This window comes from Streptomyces sp. NPDC033165, from assembly GCF_055577965.1.
On record NZ_JBVIPK010000002.1, the window covers coordinates 657,319 to 670,327 of the forward strand.

A 13,009-nucleotide genomic window follows, 5' to 3' on the forward strand; every position below is an offset into this window, starting at 1 on the left:
CAGCACCCCTCCAGCACGCCGCACGGCACGGCGCCCCGCCCCCCGGGGGCGCCGTGCCGCGCTCCCCCCTGCCCTCCAGCACCATCGGAGTCCCCATGCTGCTCGCCGCCGCCGGCTCCTCGCCGGCCGAGACGCCACCGCACACCGGTGGTCTGCTCCTCCTGATCGACGGCACCGCGGGTCTGCTGACCGTCGCCGCCCTCGGTATCGCCCTCCTCCTCTTCCTGATCATCAAGGTCAGGCTCCAGCCGTTCGTCGCCCTGCTCGCGGTCTCCATAGCCGTCGGCCTCGGCGCCGGGCTCTCGGTCACCGAACTCTTCGGAACCGTGCAGAAATCCGCCGCCGTCTCGGTCATCGAGTCCGGCATGGGCGGCATCCTGGGCCATGTCGCGATCATCATCGGGCTGGGCACCATGCTCGGCGCGATCCTCGAAGTGTCCGGCGGCGCCGAGGTGTTGAGCGCCCGCCTGCTGAACCTCTTCGGTGAGAAGCGGGCCCCGCTCGCGATGGGCCTGACCGGCACCATCTTCGGTATCCCGGTCTTCTTCGACGTCGGCATCTTCGTCCTCGCACCGATCGTGTACGCCGCCGCCAAGCGCTCCGGAAAATCGATCCTGCTCTACGCGATGCCGCTGCTGGCGGGCCTGTCGATGACCCACGCGTTCCTGCCGCCGCACCCCGGCCCGGTGGCCGCCGCCGGACTCTTCGACGTCTCGCTCGGCTGGGTCATCCTGATGGGGGCCGTCGTCGGAGTCCCTTCCGTCCTCGCCGCCTGGGCGTACGCCGCCTGGATCGGGAAGCGGATCTTCGTCGAGGTCCCGCAGGACATGGTCGACGCCGCCGCCGAGGCCAAGGCCGCCGTCGCCGCCGAACAGCGGGCCGCCGGCGGCACCCCGCACGAGAAGCCGGTCCCGCTCGCCACGGTCCTCGCGATCATCGGCACCCCGCTGGTCCTGATCCTCGCCGCGACGTTCTCCTCCATCGCGCTGGACCCCTCCGCACTCCGCTCGGTCGTCGAGTTCTTCGGCAACCCGTTCGTGGCCCTGACGATCGCGCTGTTCCTGGCGTACTACCTGCTGGGCATCCGCCGCGGCTGGTCCCGCAAGTCCCTGGAATCGGTCTCCACGTCCTCGCTGAAGCCCGTCGGCAACATCCTGCTGGTGGTCGGCGCGGGCGGCATCTTCGGCGCGGTCCTCAAGGGCAGCGGCATCGCGGACGCGCTGGCCGACACCTTCAACGACGTGGGCCTCCCCGTGATCCTCCTCGCCTGGCTGATCTCGGTCGTGCTGCGCGTCGCCCAGGGTTCGGCCACCGTCGCGATCGTCACGACCGCCGGGATCGTCGTCCCGTTGGTCGACGGTCAGGACCTGTCCCAGGCCCACCTCGCGCTGATCATCATGGCGATCTCGGCGGGCTCGATCTTCGCCTCGCACGTCAACGACGGCGGCTTCTGGATGGTGTCGAAGTACTTCGGCATCAGCGAGCGGGACACCCTGAAGTCCTGGACGGTGCTGGAGACGGTGCTGTCGGTGGCGGGCTTCGTGGTCGCGGCGCTGCTCACTCTGGTGATCTAGATCCAGCCCGGATTCGGGCCAGATCCGGGCCAGGTCACAGCCACGCCAGGTCCACGACAGATCCGCGGTCGGGGCCGCCCCGCGACCTCACCCCTCCCGGGTCAGGCCTCAACTCCCCTTGCGCGCCACGTAGTAGACGTTGAGGACATCGTCCTCCACCTCGCGTACCTCGACATCGCCGAAGCCCGCCTCCGCCAGCATCTTCAGCGCGGTCTCCCTGCCCCATACGGTCCCCAGGCCGGCGCCGCCCTCGCCCAGCGAGACGGTCATGCAGTAGAAGACCGAGAAGGTGTAGAGGGTGGGGCCCAAAGGGTGGTCGAGGTTCTCCTCCAGCCTGCTGGAGGCGGCGATGTCCCCCATCAGGAACACCCCGTCGTCCCGCAGTGCACCGGCGACGGCCGCCAGCGCCTCGGCCGGACGGGCCAGGTCGTGGATGACGTCGAAGGCGGTGATCAGGTCGTACGGGCCGGTCACCGTCGCCGCGTCCGCCAGGTCGAACCGTGAGTTCCGCAGTCCCAGCCGCTCCGCCTCGGCCCGGGCCGCCGCGATACCGCCCTCCGACATGTCCACCCCGCGGAACCTGCTGGCCGGGAACGCCCGCGCCAGGAGATTGACGGCGTGCCCCTGGCCCGTACCGATGTCGAGCACGTCCAGACCGTCGTCCGAGCCCAGCCGCTCCGGCAGCCCGGGCACCAGCGGAATGATCGTGTCGACCAGAGCGGCGTCGTACACCCGTGCCGTCTCCTCGGCCTGGAGCTCCTGGAACCTCGGATACGAGGAGTACGGCACCCCGCCCCCCTTCCGGAACGCCGTGACCACCTCGTCCTCGACGAGCCCGATCAGCGCGAGATCCTGGAGAAAGGACGCCAGATTGTCGGGCCCGGCGGCCCGGCACAGGGAAGCGGCGTGCTCGGGCGGCAACCGGTACGTACGGTCCGCCGGCTCGTACACGACGATCCCGCCCACGGTGACCCCGCCCAGCCACTCCCGTACATAGCGTTCGTTCAGGCCCGAGGCCTCGGCGATCCGCTCACTGGTCGACGGCGGCAGCTCCGCCATCACGTCGAACAGCCGCGTACGGTGCCCGAGGCTGCACAGATACCCCAGGCAGGCATCGTTGAGCACTTGCCCCATCCGGCCCGCGAACGCCTCCTGCCTGACGGGGTCCATCGTCTGCTGGGTCATGACGCCTCCTCCGGTAAGCCGCAGCGCACCGCCGGAATCGCGTCCCTGCCCCCCCGTATCCGCCGCACACCGCCGACCGATGGGCCCCCTGCAAACGTTACGCCGTTCAGACGGCCATGACCGCGACGTCGTACTGCGGGATCCACTTGTCCCGGGTGACGATGGTCATTCCCTCGATCTGCGCCTGGGCGACCAGTATCCGGTCGAAGGGGTCGCGGTGCAGGGAGGGCAACCGCCCCGCACGCACCCCATGTCCGGCGGTGATCGGCAGTGCGGTGAACTGGCTGTCGCGTGTGCGCTCCGCCAGGTCGTCAGGGCCGTCCAGCTTTCCCAGGGACTGCTTGATGGCGATCTCCCACGCGGAGACAGCGCTGAGGTGCACCGACGGCTCGGTGTCCAAGAGCTCTTTGACCTGGTCGGAGAGCTCGTCGGAGTCCCCGAGCCACCAGAGGATCACATGGGTGTCGAGCAGGAGGCGCATCAGCGCATCCCGAAGGCGTCGGCGATGTCATCGGGCAGCTCGTCGAAGTCGTCCGCGATGTGGATACGGCCCGCCAGCGATCCCCGTCCGGTCCTCCGGACCTTCGGGCGCAGGGGCACCACCTTGGCGACCGGCTCGCCGGCCTTGCTGATGACGATCTCCTCGCCGGTGGCGACCTGCTCCAGGATCCGGGAGAAGTGCGTCTTGGCCTCGTGCACGTTGTACTGCCGGGCTGCTTCCATGGCTGCCTCTCACCGGGGGCGAAGGACTGGACTAAGTGATGGACTAAGGCTACCTCAGGCTACTTGGACTGACTGAAGCTGCTCAGGCCCCACACTCCTGGTGCCCCCGCACCGCCTCGCTTCCCGCACGCCCTCTTGTGCGGACCCGCCGATTGCGCTTCCTTGATCGGCATGGCGGAGACAAGTGCAACCACGGAGACAGGGGAGCCGGCCTCCCACCCGCGTAAGTCCAGCTGGAAGTACATCGGCCCGGGGATCGTCGTCGCGGCGACCGGTGTCGGCGCCGGGGACCTGGTCGCGACGCTGATCGCGGGCAGCAAGTTCGGGTACACCCTGATGTGGGCGGCGGTCATCGGCTGCGTCGTCAAGATCTCGCTGGCCGAGGCGGCGGGCCGCTGGCATCTCGCGACCGGCCGCACGCTCTTCGACGGCTGGCGCAGCCTCGGCCCGTGGACCACGGTGTACTTCGCCGTCTACGTCGTCGTCTGGGGCTTCATCTACGGGGCGACGGCCATGTCCTCCAGCGCCCTGCCCATCGTGGCACTGTTCCCCGACGGGCCGGGGCTGAAGTTCTGGGCGATCGTGACGGGCCTGATCGGGCTGACCTTCGTCTGGTTCAACCGGTACGCCGTCTTCGAGAAGGTCATGACGGTCCTGATCGGGATCATGTTCGTGGTGGTCGTCTATGTGGCCGCCCGTGTCGTGCCGGACGCCGGGGCCTCCTTCGCCGGGCTGGTGCCCGTCCTCCCCGACGGCTCGCTCCTCTACACCCTCGGGCTGATCGGCGGCGTCGGCGGCACGATCACGATGGCGGCGTACGGCTACTGGGTCAACGCCAAGGGCTGGAGCAACTCCTCCTGGATGAAGGTGATGCGGCTCGACAACCGGGTCGCCTACATCACGACCGGCGTCTTCGTCGTCGCGATGCTCATCGTGGGCGCGGAGCTGCTGCACGCCTCGCAGATCGCGCTCACCTCGGGTGACCGGGGGCTGGTCGACCTGGGCAAGGTGCTGGAGGAGCGGTTCGGCGCGGGCACCGCGAAGCTGTTCCTGATCGGCTTCCTCGCCACCTCGTTCTCCTCGCTGATCGGCGTGTGGCACGGGGTGAGCCTGATGTTCGCCGACTTCGTGGAGCGGTTCCGGGCCCCGGCGGCCCCGGCGGCTCCGGGTGAGGAGGGCGTGGGGCCCGCCGTCGCCGACCGCCGCCAGCGGTCGCTGCCGTTCCGCGCGTACCTGCTCTGGCTGACCTTCCCGCCCATGGCGCTGCTCTGGCTGGACGAGCCGTTCGGCCTGGTCATCGCCTACGGGGTGCTCGGCGCGTTCTTCATGCCGTTCCTCGCCGTGACCCTGCTCTGGCTGCTCAACTCCTCCCGTACGCCCAGGGAGTGGCGCAACGGATGGCTCAGCAACGGGATGCTAGCCCTGGCCGGGCTGCTGTTCGTCGTCCTGTGCGTGCAGCAGGTGCGCGACCTGCCCTGGTGACGGGCGGACGCTGAACGCCGCAGCGCCGCCGGGGGAGCGGCGGCGCTGCGGGTTCGGGGACCGCTGTTCGACGCGGGGTTACGGCAGGCCGCGCACGTGCGGGCCGACCGCCTTCGACCAGGCGAACCCGGCCGTCGCGTCCCAGTTCGTCGACCAGGTCATCGCGCCGCGCAGCGACGGGTAGGTCCTGGACGGCTTGAAGGAACCGCAGTTGGTGCCCTTGGTCAGGCAGTCGAGCGCCGCGTTCACGACCGACGGGGCGACGTATCCGCTGCCCGCGCCCCGGGTGGAGGCGGGGACGCCGATGCCGACCTGGGACGGGTCGAGGCCGCCCTCCAGCTGGATGCAGGCGAGCGCGGTGAGGAAGTCCACCGAGCCCTGGTGGTAGACCTTGCCGTCGCAGCCCAGCATCGAACCGCTGTTGTAGTACTGCATGTTGACGACGGTCAGGATGTCCTTGATGTTCAGCGCCGTCTTGAAGTACTCACCCGACGTCGACTGCATGTCGAGCGTCTGCGGCGCCATCGTGATGACCAGTCCGCTGCCCGCCTTCGCCGACAGCTGGCGCAGCGCCTTCGTCATGTAGGTGGCGTTGAGGCCGTTCTCCAGGTCGATGTCGACCCCGTTGAAGCCGTAGTCCTGCATGAGCGCGTAGACGGAGTCGGCGAACGCGGTGGCGGAGGCGTCGTTCTCGACCCGGACCGTGCCCAGTTCGCCGCCGATCGAGATGATGACGTTCTTGCCCTGCGCCTGCTTGGCCTTGATGTCCGCCCGGAACTGGGCGTCGGTGTAGCCGTTCAACCCGGCCGTGTCCAGGTTGAAGGTCACCGCGCCCGGCGTCGGCAGGGCGTCCGCGAAGGAGACCGCGATGATGTCGTAGTCGTCCGGGACGTCGGTGAGCTTCTGGACAGCGGCGCCGTTGTTGAAGTTCTGCCAGTAGCCGGTCACCGCGTGCTTGGGCACGGCGGGGCCGGGGCCGGGGCCCGTACCCTCCTCGGCCGTACGGGCGCTGACGGCGGCGGACTTGGCCGACTCGCCGGCCGCGTTGGTGGCGCTCACCGAGAACTGGTACGCGGTGTCCGGGGACAGTCCCGTGACGGTCGCCGAGGTGCCGGTGGAGGTGGCGGCCTGCACACCGTCCCTGTACACCTTGTAGCCCGTGGCGCCGGGCGCCGCGTTCCAGGACAGGGCCACGGAGGACGTCGTGGTGGCGCCCGCCGTCAGGCCCGCGGGGGCGTCCGGGACGACCGGAGGCTCCTCGCCGCCGCCCCCGCCGTCAGGTCCCGTCACCTCGAAGTCGTCGACGAAGTAGGCGTCCTGCCCGTACCAGCCGTGGGTGTACACGGTCACCGAGGTGGTGTTGGCGCCGGTGGTGAAACTGGTGGACAGCTTGGTCCAGCTGGTGGAGCCCGGGGTCCACGTGGAGACGTCCGTCGTGCCGGTGCCGCTCACGCCGAGGTAGGCGTAGCCGCCCTGGACCCAGGAGCCCAGCGCGTACGTCGAGCCGGGCTTCACCGCCACGGTCTGCGTGCACTTGGCGTTGTCCTGGCCGGCCGGGGTGGCCTTCAGCGCGGACGCGCCGCTGCGCACGGGGGTTGAGACGACGGAGCCGCTGCCGCCCGTGCAGGTCCAGTTGGCGAGCCCCGACTCGAAGCCCGGGTTCTTGGCGTTGTTGACGTCGGCGGCCTGTGCGGTGCTGACGAGTCCGGTGACGGTCAGGGCTCCGGCCGCGATGACGGCCATGGTGCCGCTGAGGACCGGGCGGGAGTGACGCCTTCTGCTTCTGCGTCTGCTGCCTGCGGAGCGTTCCACTGGTGCCTCCGGGTGGGGGAGTCGGGGATGTGCGGCGGCCGGGGGTGACGGCTGGGGCGTGGCCATCGCTTGGCGCATAAGCTGGTCCAGACCAATCGAGTTGTCAAGGGCTCTGGCGGCGTCCGGGCGCTCCACTGGGCTCCGCGGTGGGCCCGCGGTGGACTCTGCAACGGACTCCGGGCAGGGCTTCTTTGCCTGGAGATGACTCGGAGGCTTCTCGGCAGACGCGACTTTCCCCCCGCACGGGTGATCTTGCGAAGACCTTCGGACGGTGACGGAAACGGCAGCCGCGAAAAGCCCCTCACCCCCCCGGGCATCCTCGCTTCACGGCTGACGTGCGCGAATGAATGCGTGATCGAATTCCGGACACGCGCTTCGGTAACGCTCCGCAAGGTCAGGAGAGTTGAGTGAAATCGATTTCATCCTGTTTAGTACCCGAGCCCCGTACGAACAGTGTTCGCATGATGACGCACTGGTCTCCGATAACTGTTCTCTGCCTGGTGAGACGTGGCTAAAGTGCTGGTGCAGGAGCACGAGCAGGAGCGATTGCGGCCGACGTCCCGACGTCGGCCGGAGCCGAAACGGGGAAGAGCGTGCCGACCGCAATAGCAGTGACGAGTGCTGATCAGGTGCTGCCGCCCACCGATCAGCAGACACCGACCGCGGCGCTGCTCCAGGCCCCCGAAGCCCAGGCCCTGGAGCTGGCGATCGGCGACATGCACCTGTTGCTCGAACAGCACGGGTATGTGATCGCCGTCTACTCCTCGGGCATCCGCCCCGAGCACGAGCGGCGCCTGCACTCCATCCGATCGGTCCTGGAGAGCGACCGGATCGCCCTCGTCAAGGTGGACCTCCCGCCCCTCGGCGTTGCCGTACTGGTCCGCCAGCTCCGGCAGTTGTCCATCTGCGACTTCAGCCCCGGGGTGGTCGCCTCCGCGGCCCGGCTGCTCTCGCACTACATCTACGCGGGCGCTCTCCTCAACTCGGTCGCCCGGCTCGACCGGGTCCCGGTCAGCCTCAAGAGCCATGCCAAGTCCTGGGTTCCCGGCTCCCAGTTCGCCGTGCTCGCCGGTCCCGAACCGCAGCTCGTGAAAGTCGGCCCGGCCGCGGAACCGCTGGCCGGACCGGAATTCGGCACGCATCTTCTGCTGGCCAGAGGGAACTTGCAGTCGGACTGGGTACAGGAGACCCTCGCGCCTGCCTGGAAGGTCCAGGCCGTGCACGACACGGCGGTTCCGGCCGACTCGCCGCGCTGGTGGGGCACCGGAAAACTGGTGGAGTTCGCCGCCTACCTCCCGGACCTCTCCGTGCTCTACCAGCTGGTCTCCTCCGTACGCCGGGAGAAGTGTCACTGGTGCGCCATGGAACTCATCGGCGACCGCTGCGCATTCTGCTCCGCACCGCTCGCGCCCCCGGAGAACCGGACGGCCTCCGGCGGTGTCCTCCACCATGGGGCCGACGCGTCGGCGGGCCCCTAGCTCCACCGCTCAGGCCCTGGGCCACCCGGCCCTGGGCTTCCTGCCCGGACCCACCCGCTCAATTCCCCGCTCCTGCCGTCCCCGCGGGCACCGCTCCTGCCGTCCCCTTCCCCGCCGGCGGCCCACCCGCGTACCGTCCAGCGCCACCGTCCCCCTCCCGCGCCGCCGCCGCACCGCCCGCGAACACCAAGGCGTCCGTCCTTCCATCCACTGCCCGTCCGTCCTCCGTCCTCCTACTGCCTGCCCGTCCTCCGCCCTCCATCGTCCCTCCGTCCCGTGTCCCGCTTCTCTGTCCGCTGCCCCACGCATCCGATTCGAACGAGGTTGTCCGGACCATGAACTCCCGCCAGCGCCGCGGCGTGATACTCCTGCTCCTGTCGGTCCTGTGCGCCTTCGCGGCCTTCGCCGGCGTGCTCTCGGTGATCAGCGACGTCAACTCGAAGGTCGGCCCCGAGGTGACCGCGTACCAGCTGAAAACCAGCGTGGCTCCGTACACGACCCTGAACAGCGGCCAGTTCGAGAAGATCAAGATGCCCAAGCGCTGGCTCTCGGAGAACGCCGTGACCGATCTGCGGGAGGTCGAGTCGAAGATCGCGGTCACCGAGCTCCGCGAAGGCTCCCTGCTCCAGTCGGACATGATGGTGCGCAAGCCCGAACTGAGGGCCGGTGAGCAGGAGATCGCCATCATGATCGACGCCTCCACCGGCGTCGCGGGCAAGATCACTCCGGGTGCCACGGTCAACGTCTACGCCACGTTCGCCGGTGAACAGCAGGGCGACCCCGCCCAGTCCAAGGTCATCGTGGCCAATGCCAAGGTGCTGGACGTCGGCAAGCTCACCGCCCTGGAGCCGGGCGCGGCCGACCGGCGCACGCGGGCGACCGAGGCCGTGCCGATCACCTTCGCCCTGAACACCCTGGACACCCAGCGCATCGCCTACGCCGAGTCCTTCGCGGAGCACGTGCGCCTCGCACTCGTCGCCCCCGGCAGCGACGGCACCATCCGTCCCGGCGACCGCACCTACACGCTCGACAAGGACAAGTGAGGTCCGGATGACCACCAGGATCCTCCCCGCCGTAGGTGACCTCGATGCGGCCCGTTCCGTCACCACGCTGCTCAGCCAGCTGCCCGACGCCGAACCGGCCACCCCCGTCGGCGACTCCACCCAGCTGATCGACACCCTGGCCCGCCTCGCGGGCGAGGCGCTCGACGAGCTGCCCGAGGTGGTGCTGGTCCACGAGCGGATCGGCCCGGTCCCGGCCCTGGAGCTGATCCGGGAGGTGTCCCTGCGGTTCCCCTCCGTCGGCGTCGTCATGATCACGGCCGACGCGAGCCCCGGTCTCTTCGCCGCCGCGATGGACTCCGGCGCGCGCGGCCTGGTCACCCTGCCGCTGAGCTACGAGGAGCTGGCCAACCGGGTCCAGGCGGCCGCCCAGTGGTCGACCGGGGTCCGCCGCCACCTCTCCTCCGGCAACGACGTCTTCACCGGCCCCGGCGGCACGGTGGTCACGGTCACCGGCGCCAAGGGCGGCGTCGGGGCGACCGTCACGGCCATCCAACTCGCCCTGGCCGCCCAGGCGTCCGGTAACTCGGTGGCCCTGGTCGACATGGACCTCCAGACCGGGGACATCGCCTCGTTCCTCGACGTCCAGTTCCGGCGCTCCCTGGTCGACCTCGCCCTGATCACCGACATCTCGCCCCGGGTGCTGTCCGACGCCGTGTTCTCCCACTCCACCGGCCTCGCCCTGTTGCTCGCCCCCGGCGAGGGCGAACGCGGCGAGGAGGTCACCGACCGCTCGGCCCGCCAGATCGTCAGCGCGCTCCGCTCCCGCTACGAGATCGTCGTCATCGACTGCGGCGGCCAGATGAACGGGGCCAACGCGGCGGCCATCGAGATGGCGGACCTGGCCCTGCTGGTGACGACCCCCGACGTGGTCGCGGTGCGCGGCGCGAAACGCATCGTACGGATGTGGGAACGGCTCCAGATCCGCAAGGCCGAGGAGACCGTGACCCTCGTCAACCGCTTCACCCGCAACACCGAGATCCAGCCGCCCCTGATCCAGAAGATCACCGGCACCCGGGTCGCCTCGGCGGCGGTCCCCGCCAACTTCAAGGAGCTCCAGGCCTGCGTCGACGCCGGACGCCTGCACGAACTGGACGCCAAGAGCACCGTGAAGCAGGCGCTCTGGGGGCTGGCCGGGGAGCTGGGCATCGTCAAGGAGAACGCGACGACGAAGAAGGCCGGCGGCGCCCTGGCCAAGAGGAACAGCGGCACCTTCAAGAACGACCGCGGCTCGATCGGACGCCCGCTCCGGCGGTGGGGCGGACCCGCAGACTCCGAGGGGACACGTTGAGCGATGACCACCACCACAACGACTGTGGACGCGGACAGCGGCATACGAGGGAGCCGGGGGCGGCGGGGGCCCTGGGCGGCCCGGCGGGATGACCGGGGGCAGACCGCCGTCGAGTTCCTGGGCATGACCCCCTTCATCATCCTGATCATGCTCGTGCTGTGGGAGTGCGCCCTGATCGGCTACACGTTCAGCCTCGCGGGCAACGCGGCGGACGTGGGCGCGCGCAAGGGGAGCGGTGCCGAGTTCGCGCAGGGGGCCGCCTGCGAGGCGGGCGCGAGGGAGGACCTGCCCGACGCCTGGTCGAGCACGGTCGAGGTGACGTGCGGCCCGAACGGCGACCTGTACGAGGCGAAGGTGCGGCTGAAGGTGCCGGTGCTGGTGCCCGGCCTGTTCGATCTCGACACCCACATCACCGGCGAGGCCGGATCGGCGAGGGAGAACTGAGCGATGACGACGACCACCCCGGACGGCACGGACGCCCGCGCGCTTCGTCACCCCACTGGCCCCAGCGCGCTTCGCCACCCCACCGACGCCCGCGCGCTTCGCCACCCCACCGACGCCCGTGCGCTGGGCCACCGCACCGGCCCCCGCGCGCTTCGCACTCCCACCGGCGCCCGCTCCCTTCGCACCCGTACGAAAGCCGGGCGCCGCGACCGCGGCCAGGTGGCCATGGAGTACCTGGGCTTCCTCCCGCTGCTCCTCCTCGTCGCCCTGCTCGCCATCCAGCTCGGCCTGGCCGCGTACGCCGCCAACCAGGCGGGCACGGCGGCCCGTGCCGGAGCCCGTACGGCGGCCAGCTACGACGCCTACGGCACCGGAGAGGCCGCGGCCCGCAACGCGGTCAGCGACTGGGTGCGGAAGGGCGACGGCTTCCGCTACAGCGAGGGCGGCGGCGACGACGTGACCGCGACGGTCAGCATCCGCATCCCCTCCATCGTCCCGGGGCTGGACGACTGGCGGGCCGAGCGCAGTTCGACGATGCCCCGCGAGTAGCACCGGCGGGCCGGAGGCCGCACGTACCGACCGGACCAGCACCATCCGCGACACCGAGGAGAGTTACGCAGATGAGCCTGCGGGCACGCATCACCGCTCCGGAGGAGCAGGGCGGGGCACGGGAGGACGGCCACCTGGTGGCCACCTACCGGGCCAAGCTGCTGGAGGAGATCGACCTCGCGGAGATGTCCTCGCTGGCCGCCGCCGACCGGCGGGCCCGGCTGGAACGCGTCCTCGGCCACATCATCAGCCGCGAGGGCCCGGTGCTCTCCACCGTGGAACGCTCCCAGCTGATCCGCCGCGTCGTGGACGAGGCGCTCGGCCTCGGCATCCTGGAACCGCTCCTGGAGGACGCGTCCATCACCGAGATCATGGTCAACGGCCCCGACCAGATCTTCGTCGAGCGCAATGGCAAGGTCGAACAGCTCCCGATGCGCTTCGGCTCCCACGAGCAGCTGATGCAGACCATCGAGCGGATCGTGTCGACCGTCAACCGCCGCGTCGACGAGTCGAATCCGATGGTCGACGCGCGCCTGCCCAGCGGTGAACGCGTCAACGTCATCATCCCGCCGCTGTCGCTGACCGGCGCGACGCTCACCATCCGGCGCTTCCCGCGCTCCTTCACGCTCCAGGAGATGATCGGCTTCGGTTCGCTGGACGAACAGATGCTGGTCCTGCTCGCCGGTCTCGTACAGGCCAAGCTCAACGTCATCGTCTCGGGCGCCACCGGCACCGGCAAGACGACCCTCCTCAACGCGCTCTCCGGGCTGATCCCCAACTCCGAGCGCATCGTCACCATCGAGGACTCCGCGGAACTCCAGCTCCAGCAGAGCCACGTCATCCGGCTGGAGTCCCGCCCGGCGAACGTCGAGGGCAAGGGCCAGATCACCATCCGCGACCTGGTCCGCAACTCCCTGCGTATGCGCCCCGACCGCATCGTCGTCGGTGAGGTCCGCGGCGGAGAGTCACTCGACATGCTCCAGGCGATGTCCACCGGCCACGACGGCTCACTGGCCACCGTGCACGCCAACAGCGCCGAGGACGCGCTGATGCGGCTCCAGACCCTCGCCTCCATGTCGGAGGTCGAGATCCCCTTCGAGGCGCTGCACGACCAGATCAACAGCGCCGTCGACGTGATCGTCCAGCTCACCCGGCACGCCGACGGGGCCAGGAAGATCACCGAGATCGCGGTACTGGACTCGCACGGCCGCGACCCGTACCGCATCGTCACGGTCGCACGGTTCAACGCCCGGCCGATGGCCCCGGACGGCCGGATCCACGGAGATTTCCAGTACCTCCCGCTGCCCCGCAAGATCGCCGACCGCCTCTACATGGCGAGCCAGCCCATCCCGCAGGCGTTCGGCGTCGCCGAGAGCGCCGGACAACTCGCCACCCGAGAGGCCAACTAGG

The 13,009-nt window shown here is 69.9% G+C and carries 12 protein-coding genes; 8 read left to right on the forward strand and 4 right to left on the reverse strand.

The features are described from left to right. Positions 1–95: 95 nt before the first annotated feature. Complete coding sequence (locus ACZ5WC_RS07370; protein WP_468539975.1) at positions 96–1,574, forward strand: GntP family permease; 1,479 nt, start codon at positions 96–98, stop codon at positions 1,572–1,574. Positions 1,575–1,682: 108 nt separating this feature from the next. Here the strand turns inward: ACZ5WC_RS07370 and ACZ5WC_RS07375 are convergent, their stop codons facing one another. The 3 genes from ACZ5WC_RS07375 to ACZ5WC_RS07385 form a co-directional block, all read right to left on the reverse strand. Then, a complete protein-coding gene (locus tag ACZ5WC_RS07375) occupies positions 1,683–2,759 on the reverse strand; it encodes a class I SAM-dependent methyltransferase (RefSeq protein ID WP_468539879.1) in 1,077 nt (358 codons plus the stop codon). Positions 2,760–2,865: 106 nt separating this feature from the next. Next, a complete protein-coding gene (locus ACZ5WC_RS07380) occupies positions 2,866–3,240 on the reverse strand; it encodes a type II toxin-antitoxin system VapC family toxin (RefSeq protein ID WP_468539880.1) in 375 nt (124 codons plus the stop codon). After that, on the reverse strand, positions 3,240–3,482 hold the full coding sequence (locus ACZ5WC_RS07385; protein WP_468539881.1) for a type II toxin-antitoxin system Phd/YefM family antitoxin: 243 nt from the start codon (positions 3,480–3,482) through the stop codon (positions 3,240–3,242). Before ACZ5WC_RS07385 ends, ACZ5WC_RS07380 begins: the two co-directional genes overlap by 1 nt. Before the next feature lie 171 nt (positions 3,483–3,653). Here ACZ5WC_RS07385 and ACZ5WC_RS07390 point away from each other — a divergent pair, with 171 nt between their 5' ends. After that, the gene (locus ACZ5WC_RS07390; protein WP_468539882.1) at positions 3,654–4,964 is read left to right on the forward strand and encodes an Nramp family divalent metal transporter; all 1,311 of its coding nucleotides are present in this window, start codon (positions 3,654–3,656) and stop codon (positions 4,962–4,964) included. 78 nt (positions 4,965–5,042) lie between these two features. On the opposite strand, the gene ACZ5WC_RS07395 is transcribed toward ACZ5WC_RS07390, so the two are convergent. After that, positions 5,043–6,776 carry a chitinase gene (locus ACZ5WC_RS07395; RefSeq protein WP_468539883.1) on the reverse strand — a complete coding sequence of 578 codons (1,734 nt, stop codon included), beginning with the start codon at positions 6,774–6,776 and terminating at the stop codon, positions 5,043–5,045. A 611-nt stretch (positions 6,777–7,387) separates the two neighbouring features. On the opposite strand from ACZ5WC_RS07395, the gene ACZ5WC_RS07400 reads away from it, so the two are divergent. The 6 genes from ACZ5WC_RS07400 (at position 7,388) to ACZ5WC_RS07425 (ending at position 13,008) form a co-directional block, all read left to right on the forward strand. Next, positions 7,388–8,254, forward strand: a complete 867-nt coding sequence (locus ACZ5WC_RS07400; RefSeq protein ID WP_468539884.1) for a hypothetical protein — start codon at positions 7,388–7,390, stop codon at positions 8,252–8,254. 335 nt (positions 8,255–8,589) lie between these two features. Further along, positions 8,590–9,297: a Flp pilus assembly protein CpaB gene (cpaB, locus tag ACZ5WC_RS07405; RefSeq protein ID WP_468539885.1), complete on the forward strand. Its 708-nt coding sequence runs from the start codon at positions 8,590–8,592 to the stop codon at positions 9,295–9,297. 7 nt (positions 9,298–9,304) lie between these two features. Then, positions 9,305–10,606: an AAA family ATPase gene (locus tag ACZ5WC_RS07410; RefSeq protein ID WP_468539886.1), complete on the forward strand. Its 1,302-nt coding sequence runs from the start codon at positions 9,305–9,307 to the stop codon at positions 10,604–10,606. 3 nt (positions 10,607–10,609) lie between these two features. Further along, on the forward strand, positions 10,610–11,050 hold the full coding sequence (locus tag ACZ5WC_RS07415) for a TadE/TadG family type IV pilus assembly protein (RefSeq protein WP_468539887.1): 441 nt from the start codon (positions 10,610–10,612) through the stop codon (positions 11,048–11,050). A 225-nt stretch (positions 11,051–11,275) separates the two neighbouring features. Beyond that, a complete protein-coding gene (locus tag ACZ5WC_RS07420) occupies positions 11,276–11,599 on the forward strand; it encodes a TadE/TadG family type IV pilus assembly protein (RefSeq protein ID WP_468539976.1) in 324 nt (107 codons plus the stop codon). Positions 11,600–11,670: 71 nt separating this feature from the next. Then, positions 11,671–13,008, forward strand: a complete 1,338-nt coding sequence (locus ACZ5WC_RS07425) for a CpaF family protein (protein ID WP_468539888.1) — start codon at positions 11,671–11,673, stop codon at positions 13,006–13,008. The last annotated feature ends 1 nt before the right edge of the window (position 13,009 follow it).

Coding starts and splice junctions, on each gene's coding strand:
- ACZ5WC_RS07370 (WP_468539975.1), top strand. CDS start 96: ATGCTGCTCGCCGCCGCCGGCTCCTCGCCGGCCGAGACGCCACCGCAC.
- ACZ5WC_RS07375 (WP_468539879.1), bottom strand. CDS start 2,759: ATGACCCAGCAGACGATGGACCCCGTCAGGCAGGAGGCGTTCGCGGGC.
- ACZ5WC_RS07380 (WP_468539880.1), bottom strand. CDS start 3,240: ATGCGCCTCCTGCTCGACACCCATGTGATCCTCTGGTGGCTCGGGGAC.
- ACZ5WC_RS07385 (WP_468539881.1), bottom strand. CDS start 3,482: ATGGAAGCAGCCCGGCAGTACAACGTGCACGAGGCCAAGACGCACTTC.
- ACZ5WC_RS07390 (WP_468539882.1), top strand. CDS start 3,654: ATGGCGGAGACAAGTGCAACCACGGAGACAGGGGAGCCGGCCTCCCAC.
- cpaB (WP_468539885.1), top strand. CDS start 8,590: ATGAACTCCCGCCAGCGCCGCGGCGTGATACTCCTGCTCCTGTCGGTC.
- ACZ5WC_RS07410 (WP_468539886.1), top strand. CDS start 9,305: ATGACCACCAGGATCCTCCCCGCCGTAGGTGACCTCGATGCGGCCCGT.
- ACZ5WC_RS07415 (WP_468539887.1), top strand. CDS start 10,610: ATGACCACCACCACAACGACTGTGGACGCGGACAGCGGCATACGAGGG.
- ACZ5WC_RS07420 (WP_468539976.1), top strand. CDS start 11,276: ATGGAGTACCTGGGCTTCCTCCCGCTGCTCCTCCTCGTCGCCCTGCTC.
- ACZ5WC_RS07425 (WP_468539888.1), top strand. CDS start 11,671: ATGAGCCTGCGGGCACGCATCACCGCTCCGGAGGAGCAGGGCGGGGCA.